This window comes from Lacrimispora sp. BS-2 (assembly GCF_040207125.1).
In the GTDB taxonomy this organism is placed as follows: domain Bacteria; phylum Bacillota; class Clostridia; order Lachnospirales; family Lachnospiraceae; genus Lacrimispora.
In genome coordinates this window covers 2,751,757-2,778,324 of record NZ_CP157940.1, presented here as the reverse complement: position 1 = coordinate 2,778,324, position 26,568 = coordinate 2,751,757, and the positions used below count along the sequence as shown (strand labels likewise).

Genomic DNA, 26,568 nt, shown 5'->3' with positions numbered 1-26,568 from the left:
GGGCGGTTTTTTGGCTTTCCTGGGATCACTGGTTTTACTTCAATTTCACCAAAATTTTACATAATTTTTAAAAAGCGTTGAAAAAGCAATTCAGCCTATGCTATATTTTAAACAGTGCGTCTTCCGGAAGCAAGGAGACGCGCCGGAATAAAACCATAATGAGTGTTTATAAGGAGGTAACACATGTCTATAAATGACATATCGAGTCTGTTTGGCTTTGTAGGGGGACTGGGAATGTTCCTGTATGGCATGAACACCATGGCGGATGGAATGCAAAAGAGTGCTGGAAGCAGGATGAGCCAGTTTTTGGGAATGCTTACAAATAACCGTTTCCTGGGAGTGCTCCTGGGTGCGCTCATAACAGCTATCATCCAGAGCAGCGGAGCGACCACGGTCATGGTGGTCGGCTTTGTAAGCGCAGGGGTGCTTAATCTGACCCAGGCGGTGGGCGTTATCATGGGAGCCAACATCGGTACAACGATTACAGCATGGATCGTATCCATGAATCAGCTGGGAGATGCATTTTCCATATTGCAGCCCTCCTTTTCGGCCCCTCTTTTTATCGGAATCGGAGCGGTCCTTCTGCTGTTTAGCAAAAAGCAGAGATGGAAAACCATAGGGGAGATCCTGGTTGGCCTTGGTATGCTGTTTATCGGCCTGGATTTTATGTCAGGAGCAATTTCTCCTTATACCGATGCCCCTATTTTTTCTGAGGCATTCCGTATTTTAGGAAAAAATCCCTTGCTGGGCATGCTGATCGGCGCCATCGTGACGGCTCTCCTTCAGAGTTCATCCGCATCGGTAGGTATCCTGCAGACCCTTGCCATGAACGGTGTGGTTACTACCAATGCCGCTATCTTCATCACTCTTGGTCAGAATATCGGTTCCTGTGTAACCGCCCTCATTTCCAGTATCGGCGGCTCCAGGACTGCAAAGCGTGCAGCGGTGATCCATTTGTCTTTTAATGTGATGGGAGCAGTTATATTTGGCATCGGTTCTTTCCTCCTTTTTATGGTCTCTCCGGTTTTGGCGGCCCATAACATAACCGCAGTTCAGATTTCCATATTCCATACTTTCTTTAACCTGACCAATACACTGCTCCTGTTTCCTTTTGCTAAACAGCTGGTGAATTTATCAGGAGTCGTTATTCCGGAAGGGAGAAGCGATGACGGTGAGTTTGCCGGAGAAGAAGCTGTGACCATGAAGCACCTGGATGAGAGGATCTTTGAGTCCCCGGCTTTTGCAGTGGAAACAGCTTCCATGGAGGTGGTACATATGGGACAGATCACCCTGGAAAATGTGAAGCAGGCCATGGACGCAGTTCTTACGAAAAATGCGGATAAAGTAAAGGAAGTGTATAAAACAGAAAAGACGATCAATAATATGGAAAAGATGCTGATGGAATATCTGGTCAAAATCGACAATCTGTCCCTGACAGAGGAACAAAAATTGGTAGTCAACAACTTATTTTACAGTATTAATGATATAGAGCGGGTAGGAGACCACGCGGAAAACCTGGCGGAGCAGGTGGAATACATGATTCAGCATGAAATCAGTTTCTCCGAAACCGGTGCTTCTGATCTGGAGGTCATCTGTCAGGCGGCTTATAAATCCTTTTTCCATTCCATAGAAGCCAGAAGAAAGGGAGACTTAGAAGATGTCCGAAAGGTGAGCAAGTGGGAGGATGAGGTGGATCTTCTTGAGGAGGAGCTGAGGGAAAAGCATATCGAACGGCTTTCCTCAGGCGAGTGCATTCCTTCGTCAGGCGTTGTGTTCCTGGAGCTTATAAGCAATCTGGAACGTATTTCTGATCATTCCTATAATCTGGCCAGCTATGTTAAGAAAGAGATTTAAGGAGAATAGGATTAAAATTAAAAAAGGACTTGCTATTTAGTGGAATATTAGGTAAAATAAAGGATAGTTGATTAAAATTTAACAATCAAATTAATTTTATTCTTAGGAGGAATTGAATTATGGCAGTAAAAGTGGCGATTAATGGTTTCGGCCGTATTGGCCGTCTTGCATTCAGACAGATGTTTGGCGCAGAAGGCTATGAAGTAGTAGCTATTAACGATTTAACAGATCCAAAGATGTTAGCACATTTATTAAAATATGACACTGCTCAGGGCGGATACGCTGGATACTATGGTGAGGGTATTCACACGGTAGAAGCTTCCGAGGACTCCATTACTGTAGATGGTAAGACTATTAAAATTTATGCTCAGGCAAAAGCTGCTGAACTTCCATGGGGAGAGATCGGCGTTGATGTAGTTCTTGAGTGTACAGGATTCTACTGCTCCAAGGACAAAGCTCAGGCTCACATTGATGCAGGCGCTAAGAAAGTTGTTATCTCTGCTCCGGCAGGAAATGATCTTCCAACCGTTGTTTTCAGCGTAAATGAGAATGTTTTAACAGCAGATGACAAGATCATCTCCGCTGCTTCCTGTACAACAAACTGCCTGGCTCCTATGGCTAAGACTCTTAACGATTATGCACCGATCCAGTCCGGTATCATGAGCACAATCCATGCTTACACAGGCGATCAGATGATTCTTGACGGACCTCACAGAAAAGGCGACTTAAGAAGAGCAAGAGCAGGCGCTGCCAACATCGTTCCTAACTCCACCGGTGCTGCTAAGGCAATCGGTCTGGTTATTCCGGAATTAAACGGCAAGTTAATCGGTTCCGCTCAGCGTGTTCCGGTACCTACAGGCTCCACAACCATCTTAACAGCAGTTGTTAAGGGTGCAGACGTAACCAAGGAAGGCATTAACGCAGCTATGAAGGCAGCAGCAAGCGATTCCTTCGGATATAACACTGATGAGATCGTTTCTTCTGATGTTGTCGGCATGAGATTTGGTTCCTTATTCGATTCAACTCAGACCATGGTTTCCAAGATCGGTGATGATTTATACCAGGTTCAGGTTGTTTCATGGTATGACAATGAGAATTCCTATACAAGCCAGATGGTTCGTACAATTAAGTACTTTGCTGAATTAGGCTAATGATCCACAAAGGGTCCGGTCGTTATGGACCGGGCCTTTTATTTTTATAAATGTTTAGAAGAAAAGAATATAGGAAGTACCTTTCAGGTATCCCTTTATGCCCGGAAAACGGGGCAGTAAATAGGAAACACCTTTCAGGTATCCCTTTATGCCCAGAAAACGTGGGCAGTAAATAGGAAAGGAGCATTGAAACATGCTTAATAAGAAAACAGTTGATGATTTAACCGGATTACAGGGAAAGAAAGTTTTGGTGAGATGCGATTTTAACGTACCGTTAAAGGAAGGAGTGATTCAGAACTTCAACCGTATTGACGGAGCCGTTCCTACGATCAAGAAATTATTAGACCAGGGCGCAAGAGTGATTCTTTGCTCCCACTTAGGAAAGCCCAAGGGCGAGCCTGTTCCGGAGATGTCTTTAGAGCCCGTTGCTCCTGCTTTAAGTGAAAGACTTGGAGTAGAAGTGAAATTTGTAAATGATCCAAAGGTAACAGGTCCTGAGACCAGAAAGACTGCTGAGGAATTAAAGGATGGGGAAGTTCTTCTGCTTCAGAATACCCGTTACAGAGTGGAAGAGACTAAGTACGGCAAGGATGAGAGCGCAGAAGCCTATGCAAAAGAGCTGTCTTCCCTTTGCGACGGCATTTTCGTAAACGATGCATTCGGCACCGCTCACAGAGCTCACTGCTCCAATGTAGGCGTTACCAAATATACAACGACCAATGTGGTTGGCTACCTGATGGAAAAGGAAATCAAATTCCTGGGCCAGGCAGTTGAAAATCCAGTGCGTCCTTTCGTGGCAATCCTGGGAGGAGCAAAGGTTTCCGATAAGATCAATGTGATCAATAACCTGCTTGATAAGGTTGATACACTGATCATCGGCGGCGGCATGGCATATACCTTTGCAAAGGCTCAGGGCAAGGAAATCGGAAATTCCTTATGTGAAGAAGATAAGCTTGACTATGCATTAGAGATGATTAAAAAGGCTGAGAATAAGGGCGTAAAGCTGCTGCTTCCGGTAGATAACGTGGAAGGCAGGGAGTTTTCCAATGATACCGAAAGAAAGGTAGTAAGTGTTATTGATTCAGGCTGGTCAGGATTTGATATCGGACCAAAAACCATTGAACTTTTCAAGGATGCCTTAAAGGGCGCCAAGACTGTTGTTTGGAACGGACCGATGGGTGTATTTGAATTCTCTAATTTTGCGGAAGGTACCTTAGAGGTATGCCGTGCGGTTGCGGAGCTTTCCGACGCCACTACGGTTATCGGAGGCGGTGACTCCGTGAATGCGGTTAAGAGACTTGGTTTTGCTGATAAGATGAGCCATATCTCCACAGGCGGAGGCGCTTCCCTTGAATTCCTGGAAGGCAAGGAGCTGCCGGGCGTGGCTGCAGCAGACAATAAATAAATTCAATTCACGATACCGGCCCGGACAAAGCAGGACTGTCCGGGTCTTGCAAACAGGAGATCACGGTCTTCTGAATGTCGAACATAAAGGAAGGTTGATACTATGTCCAGAAAGAAAATTATTGCAGGTAACTGGAAAATGAATATGACTCCCACCGAAGCGGTAGAGCTGGTGAATACCTTAAAGCCTCTGGTGGCAAATGATGAAGCAGACGTTGTTTTCTGCGTTCCGGCTATTGATATTATGCCCGCTATAGAGGCTGCAAAGGGAACCAATATTAACATTGGTGCTGAAAATATGTATTATGAGGATAAAGGGGCTTACACCGGAGAGATTTCTCCTGCCATGTTAAAGGATGCAGGCGTGAAATACGTTGTGATCGGCCATTCCGAAAGAAGGGAATACTTTGCGGAAACAGATGAAACTGTGAACAAAAAAGTTCTTAAGGCCTTTGAATACGGCATTACTCCTATCGTTTGCTGCGGAGAAACACTGACCCAGAGAGAACAGGGAATCACCATTGACTGGATCCGCCAGCAGATTAAGATCGCTTTCTTAAACATAACGGCAGAGAATGCGGCAAATGCGGTTATCGCTTATGAGCCGATCTGGGCGATCGGTACGGGAAAAGTAGCCACCACCGAGCAGGCACAGGAGGTCTGCGGTGCCATTCGTGCATGCATCGCTGAAATCTACGACAAAGCAACAGCAGAAGCCATCCGCATTCAGTACGGCGGTTCCGTATCTGCCGCAAGCGCACCGGAACTGTTTACACAGCCTGATATTGACGGCGGCCTGGTTGGCGGAGCATCCTTAAAGCCAGAGTTTGGAAAAATCGTAAATTACAACAAATAAACGGGTAAAAGCTGCTGCCTCCCTTCCTTAAACGGTGGGGGACGGCAGCTTTTCCTCATGGCAAAAAGCAGGCGCCGGAGCCCTGTTATTATTTCATCATTCACCGGTTGCAAGAAATGGGCAAATCATGTAAAATATAAATGGCGAGACAATGATTTCCAACGCTTTTGAGGCATAACGATATCGTAGTAAGATGCTTCTATTACAATAGAATGAAGAAGAAAAAAGGAGAACTAGTTATGAGCAGAAAACCGATTGTATTAATGATACTTGATGGTTATGGATTAAATGATAACTGCGACCATAACGCTGTTTGTGAAGGCAAGACCCCGATCATGGATCAGCTTATGAGCCAGTGCCCTTTTGTTAAGGGAAATGCCAGCGGACTGGCAGTAGGTCTTCCTGACGGACAGATGGGTAACTCTGAGGTAGGACATTTGAATATGGGCGCAGGCCGTATTGTATATCAGGAACTTACCAGGATTACAAAATCAATCAATGACGGCGACTTTTTTGAGGTGCCGGAATTTTTACAGGCAGTGGAAAACTGCAAGAAATCCGGGTCTGCCCTCCATATGTGGGGCCTGGTATCCGACGGCGGAGTGCACAGCCATAACACCCATATTTACGGCCTTTTAGAGTTGGCAAAGAGAAACGGCCTGGACAAGGTCTATGTTCATTGCTTCCTGGACGGACGTGATACGCCTCCTGCATCCGGAAAGAGCTTCGTGGAAGCGCTGGAAGCAAAGATGAAGGAGATCGGCACAGGAAAAGTGGCTTCTGTTATGGGCCGTTACTATGCAATGGACAGGGATAACCGCTGGGACCGCGTGGAAAAGGCATACAATGCTCTGACAAAGGGTGAAGGAAATCATGCAGAATCAGCTTCTGCCGGGATCCAGGCTTCCTATGATAAAGAGGTTTTCGACGAGTTTGTGGAACCTTTTGTTGTGACAGAGGCTGAAGAACCGGTTGCTGCGGTAAAAGACGGTGATTCTGTGATCTTCTTTAACTTCCGTCCTGACCGGGCAAGAGAAATAACAAGAGCCTTCTGTGATGATGAGTTCAAGGGATTTCCAAGAGAAAAGCGCCTGAACCTGACCTATGTATGCTTTACGGATTACGATGAGACTATTAAAAACAAGCTGGTTGCTTTCAAAAAGGAAGCTATTTTAAATACCTTCGGTCAATTTTTGGCCCAGAATGACATGACACAGGCCAGAATTGCTGAAACTGAAAAATATGCCCATGTAACCTTTTTCTTTAACGGAGGTGTGGAAGAGCCCAATAAGGGAGAGGACAGGATCCTGGTTCCATCTCCAAAGGTTGCCACCTATGACCTGCAGCCTGAGATGAGCGCTCCCATTGTTTGCGATAAGCTGGTAGAGGCGATCAAATCCGGAAAATATGATGTGATCATCATTAACTTTGCAAACCCGGATATGGTTGGACATACGGGAATCGAAGACGCGGCCATCAAGGCCATTGAAACTGTGGATGCATGTGTGGGAAGAACCGTGGAAGCCATCAGGGAAACCAATGGAGTTCTGTTCATCTGCGCTGATCATGGAAACGCAGAACAGCTTTTGGACTATGAGACAGGAGAACCCTTTACCGCTCATACCACCAACCCGGTTCCGTTTATCCTGGTAAATGCAGATCCAGCCTATAAGCTGAGAGAAGGCGGCTGTCTGGCAGACATTGCTCCTACCCTGATTGAACTCATGGGATTAGAACAGCCAAAAGATATGACAGGAAAATCTTTACTTGTGAAATAAATTCAGGCTGTGGAGCTGCTGCATTATGAAGTAAATTATGCCAAAGAAAAATCGGGGCTTTCCAGTGGCTGCACTGGGCAGCCCTGATTTTTTGCTTTTTTGAGGCGAAATACATAGAAATCATATGGAAACCGGAAAATTAAATTCGTCCATATTCGTTTTATGCTTCCATTTCTATTGAAAATAAGATAGAATAGAGAAAGATATCTTAGGAAGGTTTTCAGATGAGTATTCGAATCAGATTTTCTTTGGAGCCAAAGAAAAAAATATTTTCAGGTATAGACTGGAATCACCAGTCAGCGGAGGGTATGGCAAAAGAACTGGCAAAGGAAATGGGCTACCGCTGCTTTCGGATCGAAGGATTTTTGATTGTACAGCTATGCCAGGAAGGCTATGTCTGGCTTAAGTGGAGCAGGAGCAAGCTCCAGGGAGAAAGCCAGACGAACATTGCCGGTCCTGGTTTCCATGCAGCGGCCATCGATTTTCTGGAGCGGCTGGCCAAAAAAGAAAAGCTCAGGCTTAGGCTCGGGGACAGGACCGGATATTTTATAAAAAGGGACTTTCTTGCCATGAGACAGAAGTACTTTTACCAGTGGTTTTCTGATCTTATGAAGCTGGTGTCCGGATGGAGCGGGGATGGGGAGTACATGTTTTGCTGGCCTGCGGTTTATTATATACCGGACCGTCAGGAGGGGAAACTGGTCACCCATATTCGGTCATTTTCTTTTAAAGAGATAAAAGGGATGATGCATTCTGGTATAGGCGTTGCTTTTGCCAGGGATTTTTTTGTATGGAATGAATTAGAAAAAGATGCTTATTTTTACAGAAACAGCGCCATGGTTCTGCTTCACCAATTCTGCTATTTCATGCCGTCAGTCCGCAGCAAGCAGGATGAGCAGGTAAACCAGGAGATCATCAAGCTCCTTGAAACTGCGCTTTCCATGGACCACAGGCTCCCATTCCCCAAGAAGGAGTATTTGGAGGTATGCAGCCTTGACGGCCATGTTCCTGTGGATTTAGAAGGCGTGTCGTCCTTTCCGGAGGAGGTTTCCATTGGATGCAGAAAGCATCTGGTCTACCGGAAGATCGGCAACATGAGCTTTGGGATCCCGGGAAATTTTCTTTATGATGAGGCAAATAGCGCCAGCATGGACCACTACTATGACGGTGAAGAGTATGGAGGCCATGATTATTACATCTACGCGGCGGTTTTTGAAGGGCGTAAGGCCGAGTTTAAAAAGCAGTGGTTTGAACAGGGAAAAGGGCCGGAAATCCAGGATTTTGATTTAGGAAAAGCCAAAGCCCGGGTGGCTTTTTATGAGCCCGAGGAGAAGGAAGAGGAAATCCTTTATAAGATGTCCGCGCAGGTGCTTTATAAGGAACAGCGCATGAATATTAATGTTGTGAGCAGAAAGCCGGGAGAACAGGATTGGGCTTTGGGGCTTATTAAAAATATTAAGATTACAGAGTAGAGGATTATATGAAACAAAACGAGATGAAAACGGGCACATTGTTAAAACGCTTTGTGCCCTACTATAAAAAATATACGAAAGTCATGGTCATGGATTTATTCTGTGCGTCGCTTACCACTATCTGTGAGATGGTATTGCCTTTGATCTTACGTTATATTACCAATCAGGGGTTAAGAGATATGACGTCACTTACGGTTCGTATGATCATCGGGATCGGCGCCCTTTATTTTGGCCTCAGGATCATAGACGGAATGGCCAGCTTCTACATGGCTTACACAGGCCATGTCATGGGAGCAGCCATTGAGACCGACATGAGGCAGGATGCATTTGCCCATTTGCAGAAGCTGTCGGATAACTATTTTAACAATACAAAGGTCGGACAGATCATGTCAAGGATCACCAGTGATTTATTTGACGTGACGGAATTTGCCCACCACTGCCCGGAGGAATTCTTCATTGCCTTCTTGAAGACAGTGGTATCCTTTATTATCCTTTCAGGGATCAATCTCCCTCTGACCCTTATCATTTTCCTGCTGATTCCGGTTATGGGGGTATCCTGTACCTACTTTAATCTGCAGGTGAGAAAGGCTTTTAAGCATCAGAGGAACCACATCGGTGAGCTGAATGCCAGGATCGAGGACAGCCTGCTTGGAAACCGGGTAGTCCGGGCATTTGCCAATGAAAAGATCGAGATTGAAAAATTCAACCGGGATAATCTGGAGTTTTTAGAGATCAAACGGAAAACCTACAAATACATGGCTGCTTTCCAGAACACCATCCGGATGTTTGACGGTCTGATGTATGTGGTAGTCATCGTTGCCGGCGGCATATTCATGGTAAAGGGACTCATAGAGCCAGGGGATCTGGTGGCTTATACCCTGTATGTGACCACATTGCTTGCTACAATCCGCAGGATTATCGAATTTGCGGAACAGTTCCAGAGAGGAATGACCGGAGTTGAACGTTTTATGGAGCTGATGGATGCCAGTGTGGACATCTTTGATGAAGAAGGAGCAAAGCCTCTCCATGATGTAAAAGGTAATATCAACTTTCATCAGGTATCCTTTGAATATCCGGATGACCACAATCCGGTGTTGAGCAGCATTAACCTTGATATCAAAGCAGGAGAAAAGGTAGCTCTTGTGGGCCCTTCCGGAGGAGGAAAGACCACGTTATGCAACCTGATCCCCCGCTTCTATGATCCGACGGAGGGGGAGATCCTTATTGACGGCCAGGATATCAGGAATGTAACCCTGGAGAGCTTAAGAAGCGCTGTAGGAGTGGTGCAGCAGGATGTTTATCTGTTTTCAGGAACGGTTTTTGAAAATATTGAATACGGCCATCCAGGGGCTTCCAAGGATGATGTGATCCAGGCGGCAAAACTGGCCGGAGCCCATGAATTCATCACGGGACTTAAGGACGGCTATGAAACCTATGTGGGAGAGCGGGGCGTAAAGCTTTCAGGAGGACAAAAGCAGCGCATCAGCATTGCCAGGGTATTCCTTAAAAATCCCCAGGTGCTGATCCTTGATGAGGCCACCTCTGCTCTTGATAACGAAAGCGAGCATCTGGTTTCCCAGTCCCTGGACCGCCTGGCAGTAGGCCGTACCACGCTGACCATTGCCCACCGCCTTACTACCATCCAGAATGCGGATCGGATATTGGTATTGTCCGACAACAAAATTGTGGAAGAGGGAAATCACGAGGAGCTGCTTTTAAAGCGGGGAATGTATTATCAGCTTTATACATCTGCGGGTGAAGAAGAACAGGCTGCCTTGGCTCATTGCCTGCAGAAATAAAGGAGAATGGAAATGAAAGTAGCTATTATAACAGACAGCAACAGCGGAATTACCCAGAGACAGGGGGAAGAAGCTGGAGTTTACGTAATACCCATGCCGTTTATGATGGCCGGGGATACGTTTTATGAAGATATCAGCCTGACACAGAAGGATTTCTATGAAAAGCTGGAGGAAGGAGTGGATATTTCCACCTCTCAGCCATCTCCGGCCGATCTTATGGATTTATGGAACAGGCTTTTAGAGGAATATGAGGAAATCGTCCACATTCCCATGTCCAGCGGGCTGAGCAGTGCATGTCAGACGGCTCTTATGCTGACGGAAGATTACGAAGGAAAAGTGTTTGTGGTCAATAACCAGAGAATTTCCGTCACTCAAAGGCAGTCGGTCCTGGAAGCCAGGAGGATGGCAGATTTAGGAATGACCGCCGCTGCCATTAAGGAAAAGCTGGAAGAGACAAAGATGGAATCTACCATTTATATTACCCTGGATACGCTGGAATATTTAAAAAAAGGCGGAAGGATCACTCCGGCAGCGGCTCTTTTAGGGACATTTTTAAGGATTAAACCGGTTCTTACCATTCAGGGAGAAAAACTGGACGCCTTTGCAAAGGCAAGAACCATGAAGCAGGCCAAAACCATGATGATCACAGCCGCAAAAAAGGATATGGAGGAGCGCTTCGGCGATCCGGAAGGGCTTTGCACCAGCATTGCCGTTGCCCATACCAATAATGAGGCGGCTGCCATGGAATTTAAGAAGGAGCTAGAAGAGGTTTTTCCAAAGACGGGAGAAATCTACGTGGACAATCTTTCTTTAAGCGTGTCCTGCCACATAGGGCCGGGAGCGCTGGCAATCGCTTGTACGAAAAGGCTGGATGTATGACAGGAATAAAGTTGGAGGTGCAGGGTCATGTTCCAGATAAGGCTTTTTAATCAGAAACATGCCATAAGCCTGCGGGTCACTCTAATCATTGCCCTTCTGGTGGTCGGAACCATACCGGTATTTATCCAGAATTTGGTCATGCTGGGTACTTACCGGCAGAATCTCATTGAGTCCAGAATGCAGGATATCCAAAACCAGTGCTGGATATTAAGCAACAAAATGACAAGAATCGGATACTTGACCATGGAGCCAAGGGATCCTCTGCTGGACAATGAAATGTCCGTAAAGGCAGATATGTTCAATGGACGGATCGTGGTGGTGAACCGGAATTTCAGGATCATCAGCGACACTTTTTCCCTTTCTACGGGTAAGCTCAATGTATCTGAAGAGGTCATCCGCTGCTTTGACGGAGAAAATGGCAGCAAATATAATTTTGAAAAACATTATTCAGCTCTGACGATTCCCATTTATTCCAACAGCCAGGAAAAGGAAATTGCCGGGGTCATGATTGTAACGGCATCCACGGAGGATCTGCTGAACCGGGTATCCACTATGTCGGAAAAGGGAGCTTTTCTTCAGCTTATGATCTTTTCCGTTCTGGCCATATTTGTGTTTCTTCTTGCCAAGCTTCTGACGAAGCCTTTCCGGGAACTGCAGCGGAGATTAAACCGGGCGGCAGAGGGAAATCTGGACGAAAATATCAGTCCTTATGCTTATAAGGAAACCCTGCAGATTACGGAAACCATTAACCTGACGTTAAAGAAGCTTAAGGCGGTGGACCAGTCCAGGGAAGAATTCGTATCAAATGTTTCCCATGAGCTGAAAACCCCGATCACATCCATTCGGGTTCTGGCTGATTCCCTCATGGGGATGGAAGACGTTCCGGCGGAGCTTTACCGGGAATTTTTAAGTGATATCTCTGATGAAATCGAGCGGGAAAACAAGATCATTGATGACCTGCTGTCTCTGGTCCGCATGGACAAGACTGCCGGGGGAAATTTAAACATTGCCCAGGTGAATATCAACGGATTGATGGAGCTGATCTTAAAAAGGCTGCGCCCCATTGCCGGAAAACGCAATGTGGAGCTTACCTTTGAAAGCATCAGGGAGGTCATTGCCGATGTAGATGAGATGAAGCTGTCCCTGGCCTTAAGCAATCTGGTGGAGAATGCCATCAAATACAATGTGGAAGGCGGCTGGGTACGGGTTACCCTTGATGCGGATCATAAGTTTTTTTACGTAAAGGTGGCGGATTCCGGAATCGGGATTTCGGAAGAGTTTCAGGAGCATGTGTTTGAACGGTTCTACCGGGTAGATAAGGCCAGATCCAGAGAAACAGGAGGCACAGGCCTTGGCCTTTCCATTACAAAAAAAATTGTGCTGATGCACCAGGGAGCGCTGAAGCTTCAGAGCAAAGAGGGCGAGGGAGCCACATTTACCGTGCGGATTCCACTCACTTATATTTCTTAGAAACAGGAGGCTATTAGATGAAACGCCTTTCAGGCATACTTTTTCACCCGGTAAAGCGGTGTGTTTTCCTTCTTCTGGCGTGCTCTCTGTGCCTGACCGGCTGTCACGGAAGAAAAGCAAAGGGAACAGAAAACGCCGGTGATGTTTACCAGATTTATTATCTCAATTCTGCCATGACAAAGATGGAACCACAGGAGTATCACATGCCGCAGAAGCCGGAAGGGGACTTGGAAGATGTGACGGACTGGAGGATCAGGAATCTGATGGAACAGCTTCGGACGGTGCCAAAGGATCTGGACCGTCAGGCCGCGGTTCCGGATAAGGTGGGCTTTGAGCGGTATAAGCTGGAGGACACGGTTCTTTATCTGTATTTTGATAACAATTATGCCATGATGAATGCAACCAGAGAGATTTTATGCAGGTCTTCCCTGGTAAGGACACTGACCCAGGTAAAAGGGGTGGATTATGTTGCTGTGTATACAGCGGAACAGCCTCTGATGGACAGCTCGGGAAGTCCGGTAGGCCCTATGGCAAATTCCGATTTCATTGACAACATCAGTAACGTCAATTCCTATGAGAAGACGGAGCTGCCCCTGTATTTCTCTGATGATACCGGTGAGAAGCTGGTTAAGGAGACAAGAGAAGTGGTGCATAACGTAAACACTTCCCTGGAAAAGCTGGTCATCGAACAGCTGATTGCCGGTCCGGGAAGGCCGGGGATGAACCCGACTCTGCCAAAGGATACAAAGCTTCTCAATGTGTCGGTCAATGAAAACATCTGTTACATTAATTTTGATTCCGCATTTCTTAATAACACCCTGGAAGTAAAGGAATATATCCCGATTTATTCTATTGTGAACTCCCTGGCTGCGGCCTCTTCCATCAATAAGGTGCAGATTACGGTGGGCGGTTCTCAGGAAGTCATGTTTCGGGATTCCATTTCTTTAAACCAGTTTTTTGAACGCAACCTGGATTACAATGCGGAAAATGAAGAAGTACCAAATGATATAGGAGGAACAGAACAATAAAACGCCCATTATGTCTGATCGCAGGGGGATTTGTACTTGGAGAGACTGCCGCTTTGCTGGTTTTGACATCCTGGCTTTTGATTCCGGCTTTTTTTGCTGCCGGGGTTGTTCTTTATGGTTATTGGAGAGGCAGAGACCGGCTTTGGGTTCTTTTGCCTCTTCTTTTTTTATACCTGGGCGCGGCCTGGGCCGGATATGACTGCAAAAGGTGGAAAGAGAGGGAAAGGACCATTGAGGAGCTTTCGGCCGGTTATGTGGAAGCAGAGGGAAGGATTTCTTCTTTTGAAGAAAAGAATGGATCTCTTCAGATTGTTCTAAAGGAAAACCGGGTGAAAAAGCAGGATATTTCCTGCCGTGTTTCACGTCTGATGGTGTCTGTCAGGCCGTTGGATCTCCAATCCATAGGTGATAACGGGAATAAAAGGCTGCGCCTTGGGCAGCTCATCAAAGTGAAGGGGGAGGTACAACCCTTTTCACCTGCCAGGAACCCGGGGGAGTTTGACAGCAAGGCATATTATCAGGGGCTGGGGATTGACGGAAAGTTTATTGGTAAGGAACTGGAGATTCTGGATTTAAGAGAAGCCCCTCTTTTAGACGGGATACGCCAGGCTAGGGAATGGGGACGCTCCCTCCTTTATAAGTATACCTCAAAAGAAGATGCCGGCGTTTTAACGGCAGCCGTTTTAGGAGATACAAGAGGGCTTCCGGAGGATATTAAATCTTTATATCAAAAGAACGGAATTTCCCATCTTCTTGCAATCAGCGGCATGCATATGTCCTTCCTCGGTCTTTCTTTTTACCGGATTTTAAGGAAAACCGGAATGGGACTTGGAGGGGCCGGTCTGGCAGGAACCACCCTGGTGGTTATGTATGGGATTTTAACAGGAAGCGGTCCTTCGGTGGTGAGGGCTGTGATTATGATGTCTGTCGCATTTCTGGCCGCCTATCTTGGAAGAACCTATGATCTTTTATCCTCCACTTCCCTGGCGCTGCTTTTCCTGGGACTTAAGTCGCCTATGCTCCTTATGAATGGAGGGGTCCAGCTGTCCTTTGGGGCTGTCTATGCAATCGGATGGGCAGGTCCCCTCCTTGAAACCTGGCTTGGAAAGAAGAATTTTCTGTCAGGCGCGATTTCCACAGGAGCAGCGGTACAAATAGTTACCATGCCTATTACACTGTATCATTTTTATCAGATTCCTTTCTATGGACTGTTTTTAAATCTTCTGCTTATCCCCTTAATGGACTGGGTGGTTTGTTCCGGAATCGGCGTTATCTTTCTTGGAAGCTTCAGTCCCCTTCTTGGGACCGCTGCTGCGGGAACAGGGCATTATATTCTTGCCTTTTATGAATGGATCTGCAAAAGCATGGAAGGGCTTCCTGGATACAGCCTGACCTTTGGCAGACCGGAGCCTGGACGGCTGGCGGCTTATGGCCTTATTCTGTTTGCAGGAATGTCCGCTTTGAACATCTGGAAGGAGTATGAGGAGCATAGGGCCGGGGAGAATAAAGACGAGAAAAAGAGAAGGACTTCCTATGGTTTAAAGGTCCTTTTTCTGGCAGGGATGTATTGCTTTTGCATCCTGCTGTTAAAGCCTGGTCCTGTAAATGGGCTGGAAGCTGTGTTTCTCGATGTGGGGCAAGGGGATGGCATCCTGTTACGGGCAGGAAGATCTGCGGTTTTAGTGGATGGAGGAAGCTCTTCTAAAAAATCTCTGGGCAAATATTCCCTGGAGCCTTGTTTAAAAAGTTTAGGGGTACCAGTCATTCATTTTGCATTCATCAGCCATGGGGATCAGGATCATTTAAGCGGTGTAGCCTATCTTTTGGAAAACAGTGAAGATATAAAAATTGAAAATCTCATGCTTCCCTATCATGGAAGGGAGGATGAGGCAATCAAGAAGCTGGAGGAGCTTGCCAGGCGGCGGAGAACCAAAGTGAAGTACGTGGCAGGAGGTGATTGGGTCCAGGTGGAGGGCCTTCGCATCACCTGCTTGTATCCAGGAATAGAAGACAGGCCGGAAACTACCAATGAGGAGTCAGAGGTATTAAAGATAGATTATGGAAACTGCCGCATGCTGTTTACAGGAGATATGGAAGAAAGAGGAGAGAAGGAACTTTTGGAAAGGGCCGGAGAAAGGCTGCTGCTGGCAGAGGTGAATGTGTTAAAGGTGGCCCATCATGGCTCTAAATATTCCTCTGGGGAAGCATTTCTCGATGCAGTAAAGCCCCGTTGGGCTGTGGTCTCTTATGGGGTGGATAATTCTTACGGACACCCTCATCAGGAGGTTTTAGACCGTTTGAAGGAGAGGGGAACAGAGGTTTTTAAAACAGGAGAAGGAGGGGCCATAAAAATGTGGACTGATGGGGAGAGGATCCGGTTTGAAAGTTTCGTTGACGGAGAGAAGTTCTCCCGGTATAATTAGAGAGAGTAAAAAAGGAAATACGTGTTTAATTTTATTAAGAAAGTCATGCCAGAGAGGAAGGATGCCATGCAGACGCTGACTCAGGATATCAAAAATCACAGCTTCAAGCCGATTTATCTTCTATATGGAGAAGAATCATTTTTGAAAAACAGCTATAAAAATCAAATGAAGGCAGCTATTACGGCAGGCGATACCATGAACTTCAACCAGTTTGAAGGAAAGGGAATCGATGTGCGGGAGGTCATCAGTCTTGCAGATACCATGCCTTTCTTTGCAGAAAAACGCCTGATCCTGGTGGAAAACAGCGGTTTTTTTAAATCCGCTTCTGATGAAATGGTATCTTATCTGCCCCAGATGCCGGATACCACATGTCTGATCTTTGTGGAATCTGAGGTTGATAAGCGAAGTAAAATGTTTAAAAAGGTAAAGGAACTGGGGTATGCGGCTGAAATGGAGCGTCAGAATACGGCCCAGCTTGCCAGATGGGCAGGGACTTTGCTTTCCAGAGAAGGTAAGAAGATCACAGGAAATACCATGGAACTATTTCTTCACATGACCGGAGATGATATGGAAAATATCCGCATGGAGCTGGAAAAGCTCATAAGCTATACTCTGGGAAGAGAGATTATTACGGCTGAGGATGTGGAAACCATCTGCACGGTCCGGACAACCAATAAGATTTTTGATATGGTGGCAGCGATTGTGAACCGGCAGACCAAAAAAGCCATGGATCTTTATGAAGACCTTCTCACCTTAAAGGAACCTCCCATGAGAATCCTCTTTCTTATTGCCAGGCAGTTTAACCAGATTCTGCAGGTAAAGGAGCTGATGGGAAAGGGAATGGATAAGGGCGGCATTGCCTCAAAGCTTAAGATTCCTCCTTTTGCGGCAGGAAAGATCATGCCTCAGGCAAGGACATTTTCCAAAGAACAGATTTTGTCTTATGTAAACTTGTGCGTGGATGCGGAAGAAGCTGTGAAGACCGGAAAGCTAAATGACCGAATGGCAGTGGAATTGCTGCTGACGCAAAAGTATTAGGGTCTAAGGATCGAACCGGTAAATCCGTTTATTTTATTTGGAAAGGAGGTCAGGATGGGAGATTTACTGAAAAAAAAGCAGATAAGGGTATTTTTATCAAGGCTGCTGCTTGCCATGCTGGTCATTATCATTTATAAAATTGTTATGAATTTTTCCGATGTGGTGGTTTGGGTCAAATCATTTACTAAGGTACTTATCCCCTTTTTCTATGGATTTGTCATAGCATATCTGCTGAATATCCCATGTTCTGCCCTGGAACAGCGTTTAAACAGGCTTCAATTCAGCCCGTTTCAAAAACGTTCCAGAGGAATCAGTGTTTTTGTTATTTATGCTTTATTTATTGCTGCCATTGTTCTGATCGTAAATAAGGTAATTCCCCTGCTTCAAAAAAGCATATTGGATTTTATATTAAACTTCAACACTTATTATAATAATGCCATAATGGCCTTGGAGCATCTGCCGTTTGAAAAGCTGGGCTTATCGGAAATACTGGAAGATATTATGCCGTCCCGTACCGCCTGGAAAAGTATGCTGGAGGGAATCGGCCTGAAAGAGGTATTAGATTCATTAAGTGCGGTTTTGGGAGTTACTTCCCATATTTTCAGTGGATTTATTACGATTGTGACTTCCGTTTATTTCCTGCTGGAGACTCATAATTTTAAATTCCAGACGAGACGGCTCATGGATTTGTTTCTTAACGAAAAAATCAGAAAAGCAGTTTTAAGGTACGGAAACATAGTCAATGACAGTTTTAAAAAGTTTATTGTCTGCCAGCTTTTAGATTCCCTGATTTTATGTGTGATTACTACCATCGAATTTACCTTGCTTGGTTCCAGGTATTCAATGGCCCTTGGGATCATATTGGCTGTCTGTAATATCATCCCTTACTTTGGTTCAATTTTTGGTTCCATTGGTGTTGTAATCATCATTTCGTGTACAAACGGAATCAATACGGGGGCAATTGCTGCTTTGGTTTTACTTGTTACCCAGCAGATTGACGGGAATGTGATACAGCCAAAGCTTATGGGGACCTCATTTTCCTTAAGTCCGGCTTTGATCGTCATAGGAATCACTTTGGGCGGCGCAATCGCCGGGATATGGGGAATGGTTTTAGCAGTTCCCGTCGTTCATATATTGAAGGTCATTGCAGGGGATTTAATAGCGGTCAGAGAAGAAAAGGTCAGGGAAGCCTGTGCAGACACATTGAGAATTACGGTGGATCCTGCTCCGGAGGTCTCGTCCGAATGTAATGAATAAAGGCTAAAGATCACGCCTGCAGGTCTGCGTGATCTTATGGCCGGAACAGATGCTTTGTGAGCAATACTATGGCTGGCAGGTTCTTCGGAACCTGCTTTTCTGTTTGAAACATGAAAAAGAAGCGTTGCTCCCATAGATGATTGCCCATCTGTTTTACAACACTCCTTTCTTTGCGGATCGGATTTTACAATATACCCTTTATCGTATTATATTAGCTGGTATCTTTTTTTTCATTTAAATCGCAACACAAGTCCTGCTGCGCCGCAATGGTTGCCAGAGAATCTCCAAGCTGGGAGAAAATAGCCCCAAGCAGAGCGAGCTCATCGGAGGACCGGTCCTCAGCAATGCAGCAGGCCAGAGAAGATACGAACATCACCAGTTCACAGGGTTGCATAAATACATCACCTCTGGATAGTATATGTGGCAGAATAAAAGACAGGACAAAAAAAGTTTAATCCACCAGCTTATAAATGTTAAAAGGTTCAAAAAGGATCAGGTAATTATCTTTTTGCAGGCCTTTTCCATACTTGGCCTGATAGCAGTTTAAGGCCTCCAGTAAAAATTCTTCGGTTACGTTTAAATGCTCTGCGATCTCGTACCCGTTCCGGCAGCCGGCTTCCTTTGCCGCCACCAGCCTTTCTAAGGTTATCATTTTATTGTAGGCCCATAGCCGGGCGGTGCGTTCCTGCTTCTGGTTGGATACCTGGGACTGATCTAGAATGTTGCCGGTGGTGGTATGGTAGTGCCCCAGCTCTTCCGCCAGAACACATGCTTTCTGGCAGTCTGTCATATCCTGGCGGATCAGTATCTGAGTGCCCCTTATCCTCCCGTCATTGGCGATCAGCGGCCGTTCTTTTATAATGATCCCATGGGAATCCGCTTCTTCTAATAAAGATTCATAGTTCAAATAAATCACCTCAATGAGTTCTTTTTATTCATCAAAAAAGGCATCATCATGCTGTTTCATTTCTTCTGTCACCTGAATGTCGGTCCGCTCATGGGCTGCCACCGGGTCCAGGTAAGCTTTTCTTTCAGTATTTAAAATCTTAACCGGGTTGTGATCTTTTGCGTATTCAGGGATATGAACCATTTCCCTGACACGTTTTAAAGCTTCCTTCTGCCCTTTCTCATTTAAACGATGAAAATTCTCAAGCATTTCTCCGGCAAATTTCCCGAAACAGCCGCTTACATAGTCAAAGGCAGAATCTGTATCGCTTTCCCAGCCCATGAGATAGGCTGGCGTTGTTTTTAGAGCATTGGCGATTGCTATGATCTTTGACTGGGGAAGCCCTCTTCCGTCTACCTCGATTTTATTAATGGAAGAACGGGATTTATAACCTGCCTTCTGCGCCAGTTCTTCCTGGGAGATTCCAAGCGCCTCCCGTCTCCTTTTAATGATCTGCCCAATTTCCATAGGATCACCTCCATAGGATCATTATATCACGGTGTAGAAGAATGTTCAACAAAAATTCAAAATGCTGTTGACAAATATGATACATTGGAGTATGATAACCAATGTAGACAATATGACTACAAAAAAGGGGGCGAAGTATGACGGATACGGTTCGGCTAAATGATGTAATCAAAAAGTCCGGGCTGAAAAAGAGGTGGCTCGCAGCAGAACTGGGTCTGTCCAGCTATGGTTTTTGGCGGAAGATAAACAATGAAAACCAGTTTAAGGCAGGGGAGATCAAGGAGCTGTGCCGGTTGCTTAAGATTACATCACTGAAGAAGAAGGACGAAATTTTTTTTGCTGACAATGTAGACTAAATGACTACAAAGTGGGGGGTGGAGAAAGGAGTGCTTTATGAAAATGAGGGATTTGGGGAAGGTGAGAAGCCCTACACAGAAGCAATATGCCCGATGTGAGAAACAGCTGGCGCTGAAAGAAAGGGCAGGAGCCATATGAAAGGAGGATTAAATGTATAACGAAATCATGGAGGGGGTCTTAAAAAGGCTAAAAGAGCTTTTTCCGGAGGCCAGAATCGGTACGCTTCCCTTGGAGGAGGGAATTGCTGAACCTTATTTTGAGGTCGGGTTCTTAGAAGCATCAGAAAAACCTGTAAACGGTCAGCGTTATTTCCGCAGTGTGAGCGTGTACGTGAAATATTACGGTCAGAATTCAGAACAGCGGCTAAAGGACAGGAATCTTGTTCTGGATGTTCTTATGGACAAGCTGGAATACATTACTCTGGAAGATGGCTGCTTAATAAGAGGCAGCAGCAGAAAAGGAAAATATGAGGAGGCTGCTTTAAACTTCCTGGTAGATTACCAGGTTCATATTTTAAAAACTGAAGAGCCGCAGGAGTCTATGGAAGACATAAAAATAAAGTGAAAGAGGTGTTATTGTGGCAAAAAAAAGCATGAAAGAAACGGGCGGGACTTCCGTTGTACGCTACACAAAGGATCAGCTGATCCTTTCAGAAAGGTACTGCAATCAAAGGGACTTACTAAGCGCTTTGCTTGACGATGAAAAAGTATACTCAGTAACAGAAGCAGAAGAAATTATGAATCAATTTATGAAAGGAAGGGTGAAAGTATGTTAGGTGGAGGAAATTTTACAATTCAAAATAAGGTATTTCCTGGTGCATATATCAATTTTGTCAGTACCGCTTCAACTGGTGCTGCCATGGGAAGCAGGGGAGTTGCGGCAATCCCCATGGTTCTTGAATGGGGGCCGGAGAAGGAAGTGTTCGAGGTCACCGCAGAGGATTTGCCAAAAAGGTGTAAAGAAATTTTTGGCTATGCAATGGATGATGCAGCCATGCTTCCGGTAAGAGAGCTTTTCAGAAATATGACGAAAGGTATTTTTTACCGCCTGAATACAGGGGTACATGGGGCTAATGATTACGGTACTGCAAGGTACTCCGGCATTCGGGGAAACAGTCTGATGACCATTATTTCTAAAAACGTGGATGATCCTTCCAAATTTGATGTAAAAACACTGTTTGACGGAAGAGAAGTTGATTGCCAGACTATCACAGAGGCAGGAGAACTGAAGGACAACAGCTATGTGATATTTAAAAAGGAGGCTGCGCTTGCAGAGACGGCAGGGCTTCCATTTACAGGAGGTACCAATGGTGCTGATGTGACAGGAGAGGACTATGCAGAGTTCCTGGAAAAAATGGAGAATTCCTCCTTCCAGATTCTTTGCTGTCCTTCTGCAGACGATAAGGTGAAGGCTTTGTTTACCGCATTTACAAAACGCATGAGAGATGAGGCTGGTGTCAAGTTCCAGACAGTATTACACCAGTATTCCAAGGCTGATTACGAGGGAGTTATTTCCGTGGAGAATGAGGCAGAGGAATCAGCTACAGGGCTTGTATATTGGACTGCCGGTGCAGAAGCGGCTTGTACGGTCAACAAGACCATTGAAAATAAGGTTTACGACGGCGAGTGTACAGTTAAGACTTCTTATACCCAGGCTCAGCTTGCGGATGCCATTAAGGCGGGCAAGCTGATGCTTCACAAGGTAGGAAGTGAAATCCGGGTTCTGACTGACAGTAACACATTGGTTACTTATAGAGAGGAAAAGGGAGAAGATTTCTCCAATAACCAGACGGTCCGTGTGCTGGATCAGATTGGAAATGATATTGCATCTCTTTTCCATACACGTTATCTGGGCAAAATCTCTAACGATGATGGGGGACGTGTAAGCCTTTGGAATGACATAGTTACATATGGAAAACAGCTGGCTGTGTTAAGAGCCATTGAAGCTGTAAATTCAGAAGAAGTCACCGTGGAAAAAGGACAGGGCAAGCGGTCTGTCGTGGTGAATTTTCCAGTGAAACCGATTAATTCCATGAGCATTTTATACATGACAGTAGTTGTATCATAAGAAAGGGGTAAGAAAATATGAGTAATATTACAATGGATGCATGGGACGCGATCAGCGCCACAAAAGCAGAGTGTTTTATCACAATTGAAAATGAGCGGTACAATTTTATGCAGGCACTGAACCTGGAGGCAAAGATTGAAAAGGTAAAATCAGAGATCCCGATTCTGGGACGTGCCATGAAGGGAAATAAGACTGTGGGAATGAAGGGAAGCGGATCAGCTACTTTCCATTACAATACAAGCATTTTCCGGGATATCTTATACAAGTTCCAGCAGACTGGAAAGGATATTTATTTTGATATCCAGGTAACCAATGAGGATCCTGCTTCCAGGGTAGGCCGCCAGACTGTAATTTTAAAAGATTGCAACTTAAATGGAGGAATTATCGCCAAATTTGACGCAACAGGGGAATATCTGGAAGATGAATTTGAATTTACATTTGAAAGCTGGGAAATGCCGGAAAGATTCAGCAACCTTGCGGGAATGCAGTAAAAGAATAAGGAGATAAAAGGAAATGGGAGATTTAAGTTGTTTTTTAAGCCAGAACGCAGTTAAGGCTGAGCATGAAAAGTTTGTTGCTTCCAAACGTTTTTTAGGTTCGGATAAAAAGCCGGTTGAGTGGGAGATTAAAGCCATTACTTCTAAGGAAGATGAAGCTCTGAGAAAAGAGAGCACCAAACGGGTACAGGTAACCGGAAAAAAGGGTCAGTATACCCAGGAGACGGATTATAACCTTTATCTTGGAAAGTTGGCAGCAGAGTGTACGGTTTATCCCAACTTAAATGATAAGGAGTTGCAGGATTCTTATCATGTCATGGGAGCAGACGGGCTTTTAAAGGCCATGCTGACTGCCGGTGAATACGCGGGTTATCTGGAACGTATTCAGCAGGTAAACGGGTTTGATATCACTCTGGAAGAGCAGGTTGAAGAAGCAAAAAACTAATAGAAGGAGGTGATATGGAGGCCAATATTGCCTACTATTGCCTCCACAAGCTCCACAAATGGCCTCATGAGTTTTTAAGCCTGGACCGGTATGAGCGGGCGTTTGTTATGGCAGCGGTACAGCTTAAGCTGGAAAATGATAAGAAAGAAGCGCAAAAGGCGAAGACTGCAAGGAAAAGATAGAAAAATGGAAGAGCACCTTTCAGGGTGTTCTTCCAAAAAGGAAAGGAGGGAAAAGCGTATGGCAACAATACAAAATTCAATACAGCTTCAGGATGGAGCCTCCTCCGTGTTAACGAGAATCAATCATTCAATCAATATTACAAGCGAGTCCTTTCGAAAATTTCAGATGGCGGCCAGTGGTTTTATGGGGCTGCCTGGGATGACGGCTGCAGTAACGGATATTCATAGTATGGGAATTCAGTTTGAACAGGTTACGGAAGTAATCGTGGAGGCCAGGGAACAGCAGAAAAAGTTAAATAAAACCATAGATGATGGCAAGGAAAAAGTCCAGAAAATGAAGGAACTCTGGGATAAGGCATTATCTGGCTTAGGTAAGATGGGAATCAACACCAGCCCTATGGAAATATTCAACCAGGCAAATGATATAAAAGCAGCCGGAAATCTCATACAGTCCAGAACCGGAATGCAAGGGCAGGATCTGGATATGGCAAAGCAAAGTGCTGAAAATCTATACGTGGATAACATAAGCGGCAGTCTGGAAGATGCAGCAAAGAGTTTGTCTTCGGTTCATCAGATGACTGGTCAAACGGGAAATAGCCTGGAGCAGCTTACAAGAGCGGGATTACTCCTTGAAGATACCTTTGGTTACGGCCTGGCAGACAGTATCCATAGTGCCGGAGTGCTGCAGGAGCAGTTTGGAGCAACTGGTGCTCAGTCCTTGGACTTAATTGTACAGGCAACTCAGGCCGGGCTTGATAAAAATGGGGAACTGCTGGACACGATCAATGAATATTCCTCCCAGTTTAAGAATCTAGGCTTTGGCGGGGCAGATATGTTTAACATGCTTATCAATGGGGCACAGAACGGAGAAGTATCAGTCAGCACTTTAGGTGAGGCTGTAAAGGAATTTTCATCAAGGACTGTTGGCGGAGGAAAGGACGCTCAGGAAGGCTTTTCTGCTTTGGGGCTTGACGCGGCTAAGATGACAGAAGCATTCGGAAGCGGCGGTGATACGGCAAAGCAGGCATTTCAGCAGACCATTGCCGCTTTAAGCAGCATGGAAGATCCTGTCAGTAGAAATATAGCAGGAATGAAGCTATTTGGCAGCGCTTGGGGAGAGCTTGGCAGTGAAGGAATTATGGCATTGTCCAACTTGGATGGATCTGTAACGCTGTCAACGGAACACCTGGAAGAATTAAATAGTGTAAAATACAACGATGCAGCCAGCGCGCTGAGTTCTTTGGCTAAGACGATCAATATGGGGCTAGCTGGTCCCATAGGCAATACAGTTGACAATGTGACCAAAGCCATCAGCAGCTTTACAACCGGGCTTAAGGGGAATGTCGGTGAAATCAGTGGGATCTTTGGTGCCATTGGATTTGTAGCAGGAACTGTGGGGAGGGCTTTTACTGAAATATGGCCTGTGATTGAACCTGTTTTGTGGGGAATCATTGCAGCATTGATTGTTTACAACGCGACCATGGAGGAAGGATGGATTGCGGTATTAAAGAATGCGGCCGGTGAGGCGTGGAAAACAATCTGTGATTGGGCAGAGACTGCAGCGATAATTGCATTGATAGCTGCACAGGATGGATTAAATGCAGCATTAGCTGCCTGTCCCCTTAACTGGATAATTATGCTTATTATCATTTTAATAGCGCTTTTTTATGCAGGTGTGGCTGCTGTTAATAAATTCGCCGGAACCTCTTACAGTGCAACCGGACTAATATGCGGTGTTATTGCGGTAGCCGTTGCATTTATAGCTAATGCTCTTATGGGGCTTTTAGAAATTGGATTTGGGATTATTGAGTACTTTTATAATGGCTGGGTAGCTTTTGCAAACTTTTTTGGAAATCTGTTTAATGATCCGGTCGCTTCCGTGATTCATTTATTTGCGGATTTAGGTGATACGGTTCTCGGAGTGATACAAAAGATAGCAGAGGGCCTGGACTTTATATTTGGTACGAATATGGCGGATACTGTGAAAGGCTGGCGGGATGATTTGTCTAATCTTGCCGATGAGTTAGCTGATAAGTATGGAAATGGAACTTATGAAGTCAAAGCAGATAAGCTGGATATGGATCAGGTATTGGCTGACCTTGGCTGGTCACCGGAACGGTTGAAATATGGTGAAAACTTCCAGAAGTGGGATACATTTGGAAGAGGGTTAGAAGGAGGTGCCAAGGGAAAACTTGATGACATAAAAAACTTCTTTAGAGGAGGGACTTCGGAAGACGCCCTGTCCGGAACAACTGACAGCATTGCCCAGGGTATCGGAGATACTGCCATGAATACGGCAGCCATGGCAGACTCAATGGATATCGTGGATGAGGAACTGAAATATATGAGGGATGCCGCAGAGCAGGAAATCATTAACCGTTTTACACTGGCGGAACTGAAGGTAGATGTAAATAACAACAACACCATAAAGAACATGACTGATTATGATGAACTGAATCGAAGGCTTGGTGATGCTACCAGCGAAATTCTTGCTTCGGCAGCGGAAGGAGTGAATTTTTAATGGCATATGAAGTTTATATTGACGATATGCTTCTCCCTCTGCCTCCGGAAAAGATCCCTGTCAAGTATAACGGGCAGAACAAGACGGCAAACCTGATAAACGGAGAAGAAATCAATTTGGTCAAATCCTTTGGCCTCGCCGAAATAAGCATTGATGTAATCATTCCGCAAATGGATTACCCCAGTGCGGTCTGGGATGGAAGTATTGACAGTGCGGAGGACTTTCTGGAAAGACTTCAGGAGTTAAAGGATGGCCAAAGTCCCTTTGAATTTACCGTTATCCGGCAAGGGATGGGAGGCAACAGTCTTTTTGATACCAGCATGGATGTAACTCTGGAAGATTACAAGGTTACAGATGATGTGAGTGAAGGACTTGATCTTATCGTCTCCCTCACAATGAAGGAATATAAAAGTTATGGAACTAAAATAATGAATTTTACCATTGTTGAGGAGAAGCAGGAAATAGAGTCTGGGCAGCAGGAAGGGGAACGCCAGGGGGAGCCGCCGCCAGTAAAGAACTATACGGTTGCAAAGGGGGACTGTCTATGGTCCATAGCGAAAAAACAGCTTGGCAACGGAAGCCGGTGGCAGGAAATCCATAATCTGAACCGGGACAAAATAACAAATCCAAACGTTATTTATCCAGGACAGGTTCTCACTATGCCATAGGAGGTAGA

25 protein-coding genes are annotated in these 26,568 nt (G+C 45.4%); 22 read left to right on the top strand and 3 right to left on the bottom strand.

What is annotated here, in order from left to right:
* Positions 1-183: 183 nt before the first annotated feature.
* The 13 genes from ABFV83_RS13125 to ABFV83_RS13065 all read left to right on the top strand — a co-directional run bounded on the left by ABFV83_RS13125 (position 184) and on the right by ABFV83_RS13065 (position 18,409).
* Positions 184-1,854, top strand: a complete 1,671-nt coding sequence (locus tag ABFV83_RS13125; RefSeq protein WP_349944422.1) for a Na/Pi cotransporter family protein — start codon at positions 184-186, stop codon at positions 1,852-1,854.
* A gap of 119 nt (positions 1,855-1,973) precedes the next feature.
* Complete coding sequence (gap, locus tag ABFV83_RS13120; RefSeq protein WP_349944420.1) at positions 1,974-3,005, top strand: type I glyceraldehyde-3-phosphate dehydrogenase; 1,032 nt, start codon at positions 1,974-1,976, stop codon at positions 3,003-3,005.
* 193 nt (positions 3,006-3,198) lie between these two features.
* Positions 3,199-4,410 (top strand): phosphoglycerate kinase, encoded by a 1,212-nt coding sequence (locus tag ABFV83_RS13115; protein ID WP_349944418.1) that lies wholly within the window; start codon positions 3,199-3,201, stop codon positions 4,408-4,410.
* Between the two features lie 102 nt (positions 4,411-4,512).
* Positions 4,513-5,265: a triose-phosphate isomerase gene (gene tpiA / locus ABFV83_RS13110; RefSeq protein WP_349944416.1), complete on the top strand. Its 753-nt coding sequence runs from the start codon at positions 4,513-4,515 to the stop codon at positions 5,263-5,265.
* A 239-nt stretch (positions 5,266-5,504) separates the two neighbouring features.
* Complete coding sequence (gpmI, locus tag ABFV83_RS13105) at positions 5,505-7,043, top strand: 2,3-bisphosphoglycerate-independent phosphoglycerate mutase (protein WP_349944414.1); 1,539 nt, start codon at positions 5,505-5,507, stop codon at positions 7,041-7,043.
* A gap of 224 nt (positions 7,044-7,267) precedes the next feature.
* Positions 7,268-8,515, top strand: coding sequence for a hypothetical protein (locus tag ABFV83_RS13100; protein WP_349944412.1), 1,248 nt, complete (start codon positions 7,268-7,270; stop codon positions 8,513-8,515).
* An 8-nt stretch (positions 8,516-8,523) separates the two neighbouring features.
* Complete coding sequence (locus ABFV83_RS13095; RefSeq protein ID WP_349944410.1) at positions 8,524-10,314, top strand: ABC transporter ATP-binding protein; 1,791 nt, start codon at positions 8,524-8,526, stop codon at positions 10,312-10,314.
* A 12-nt stretch (positions 10,315-10,326) separates the two neighbouring features.
* Entirely contained in the window at positions 10,327-11,193 is an 867-nt protein-coding gene (locus tag ABFV83_RS13090) for a DegV family protein (protein ID WP_349944409.1), read from the top strand.
* 27 nt (positions 11,194-11,220) lie between these two features.
* Complete coding sequence (locus ABFV83_RS13085) at positions 11,221-12,663, top strand: ATP-binding protein (protein ID WP_349944407.1); 1,443 nt, start codon at positions 11,221-11,223, stop codon at positions 12,661-12,663.
* A 17-nt stretch (positions 12,664-12,680) separates the two neighbouring features.
* On the top strand, positions 12,681-13,691 hold the full coding sequence (locus tag ABFV83_RS13080) for a GerMN domain-containing protein (protein WP_349944405.1): 1,011 nt from the start codon (positions 12,681-12,683) through the stop codon (positions 13,689-13,691).
* A 53-nt stretch (positions 13,692-13,744) separates the two neighbouring features.
* Positions 13,745-16,114, top strand: coding sequence for a ComEC/Rec2 family competence protein (locus tag ABFV83_RS13075; protein WP_349944404.1), 2,370 nt, complete (start codon positions 13,745-13,747; stop codon positions 16,112-16,114).
* A 66-nt stretch (positions 16,115-16,180) separates the two neighbouring features.
* Positions 16,181-17,152, top strand: a complete 972-nt coding sequence (gene holA / locus ABFV83_RS13070; RefSeq protein ID WP_349944402.1) for a DNA polymerase III subunit delta — start codon at positions 16,181-16,183, stop codon at positions 17,150-17,152.
* A gap of 54 nt (positions 17,153-17,206) precedes the next feature.
* Positions 17,207-18,409, top strand: a complete 1,203-nt coding sequence (locus ABFV83_RS13065; protein ID WP_349944401.1) for an AI-2E family transporter — start codon at positions 17,207-17,209, stop codon at positions 18,407-18,409.
* 211 nt (positions 18,410-18,620) lie between these two features.
* On the opposite strand, the gene ABFV83_RS13060 is transcribed toward ABFV83_RS13065, so the two are convergent.
* The 3 genes from ABFV83_RS13060 to ABFV83_RS13050 are packed head-to-tail and all read right to left on the bottom strand — an operon-like array spanning position 18,621 to position 19,823.
* Entirely contained in the window at positions 18,621-18,803 is a 183-nt protein-coding gene (locus ABFV83_RS13060; protein ID WP_054740645.1) for a DUF6774 domain-containing protein, read from the bottom strand.
* Positions 18,804-18,860: 57 nt separating this feature from the next.
* Complete coding sequence (locus ABFV83_RS13055) at positions 18,861-19,316, bottom strand: ImmA/IrrE family metallo-endopeptidase (RefSeq protein WP_349944400.1); 456 nt, start codon at positions 19,314-19,316, stop codon at positions 18,861-18,863.
* A gap of 24 nt (positions 19,317-19,340) precedes the next feature.
* The gene (locus tag ABFV83_RS13050; protein WP_349944398.1) at positions 19,341-19,823 is read right to left on the bottom strand and encodes a helix-turn-helix transcriptional regulator; all 483 of its coding nucleotides are present in this window, start codon (positions 19,821-19,823) and stop codon (positions 19,341-19,343) included.
* 137 nt (positions 19,824-19,960) lie between these two features.
* Between ABFV83_RS13050 and ABFV83_RS13045 the strand changes: the two genes are divergently transcribed.
* The 9 genes from ABFV83_RS13045 to ABFV83_RS13005 all read left to right on the top strand — a co-directional run bounded on the left by ABFV83_RS13045 (position 19,961) and on the right by ABFV83_RS13005 (position 26,560).
* Positions 19,961-20,179: a hypothetical protein gene (locus tag ABFV83_RS13045; RefSeq protein ID WP_349944397.1), complete on the top strand. Its 219-nt coding sequence runs from the start codon at positions 19,961-19,963 to the stop codon at positions 20,177-20,179.
* Between the two features lie 151 nt (positions 20,180-20,330).
* A complete protein-coding gene (locus tag ABFV83_RS13040) occupies positions 20,331-20,744 on the top strand; it encodes a DUF6838 family protein (RefSeq protein ID WP_349944396.1) in 414 nt (137 codons plus the stop codon).
* Between the two features lie 13 nt (positions 20,745-20,757).
* Positions 20,758-20,955, top strand: a complete 198-nt coding sequence (locus ABFV83_RS13035) for a hypothetical protein (protein ID WP_349944395.1) — start codon at positions 20,758-20,760, stop codon at positions 20,953-20,955.
* A complete protein-coding gene (locus tag ABFV83_RS13030) occupies positions 20,949-22,247 on the top strand; it encodes a phage tail sheath family protein (RefSeq protein ID WP_349944393.1) in 1,299 nt (432 codons plus the stop codon). Before ABFV83_RS13035 ends, ABFV83_RS13030 begins: the two co-directional genes overlap by 7 nt.
* Positions 22,248-22,264: 17 nt before the next feature.
* Positions 22,265-22,738: a phage tail tube protein gene (locus ABFV83_RS13025; protein ID WP_349944391.1), complete on the top strand. Its 474-nt coding sequence runs from the start codon at positions 22,265-22,267 to the stop codon at positions 22,736-22,738.
* Between the two features lie 22 nt (positions 22,739-22,760).
* A complete protein-coding gene (locus ABFV83_RS13020) occupies positions 22,761-23,189 on the top strand; it encodes a phage portal protein (protein WP_349944389.1) in 429 nt (142 codons plus the stop codon).
* Between the two features lie 14 nt (positions 23,190-23,203).
* Positions 23,204-23,371 carry a hypothetical protein gene (locus tag ABFV83_RS13015; RefSeq protein ID WP_349944387.1) on the top strand — a complete coding sequence of 56 codons (168 nt, stop codon included), beginning with the start codon at positions 23,204-23,206 and terminating at the stop codon, positions 23,369-23,371.
* Between the two features lie 58 nt (positions 23,372-23,429).
* On the top strand, positions 23,430-25,892 hold the full coding sequence (locus tag ABFV83_RS13010; protein ID WP_349944386.1) for a phage tail tape measure protein: 2,463 nt from the start codon (positions 23,430-23,432) through the stop codon (positions 25,890-25,892).
* The gene (locus tag ABFV83_RS13005; RefSeq protein ID WP_349944384.1) at positions 25,892-26,560 is read left to right on the top strand and encodes a LysM peptidoglycan-binding domain-containing protein; all 669 of its coding nucleotides are present in this window, start codon (positions 25,892-25,894) and stop codon (positions 26,558-26,560) included. Before ABFV83_RS13010 ends, ABFV83_RS13005 begins: the two co-directional genes overlap by 1 nt.
* Positions 26,561-26,568 lie beyond the last annotated feature (8 nt).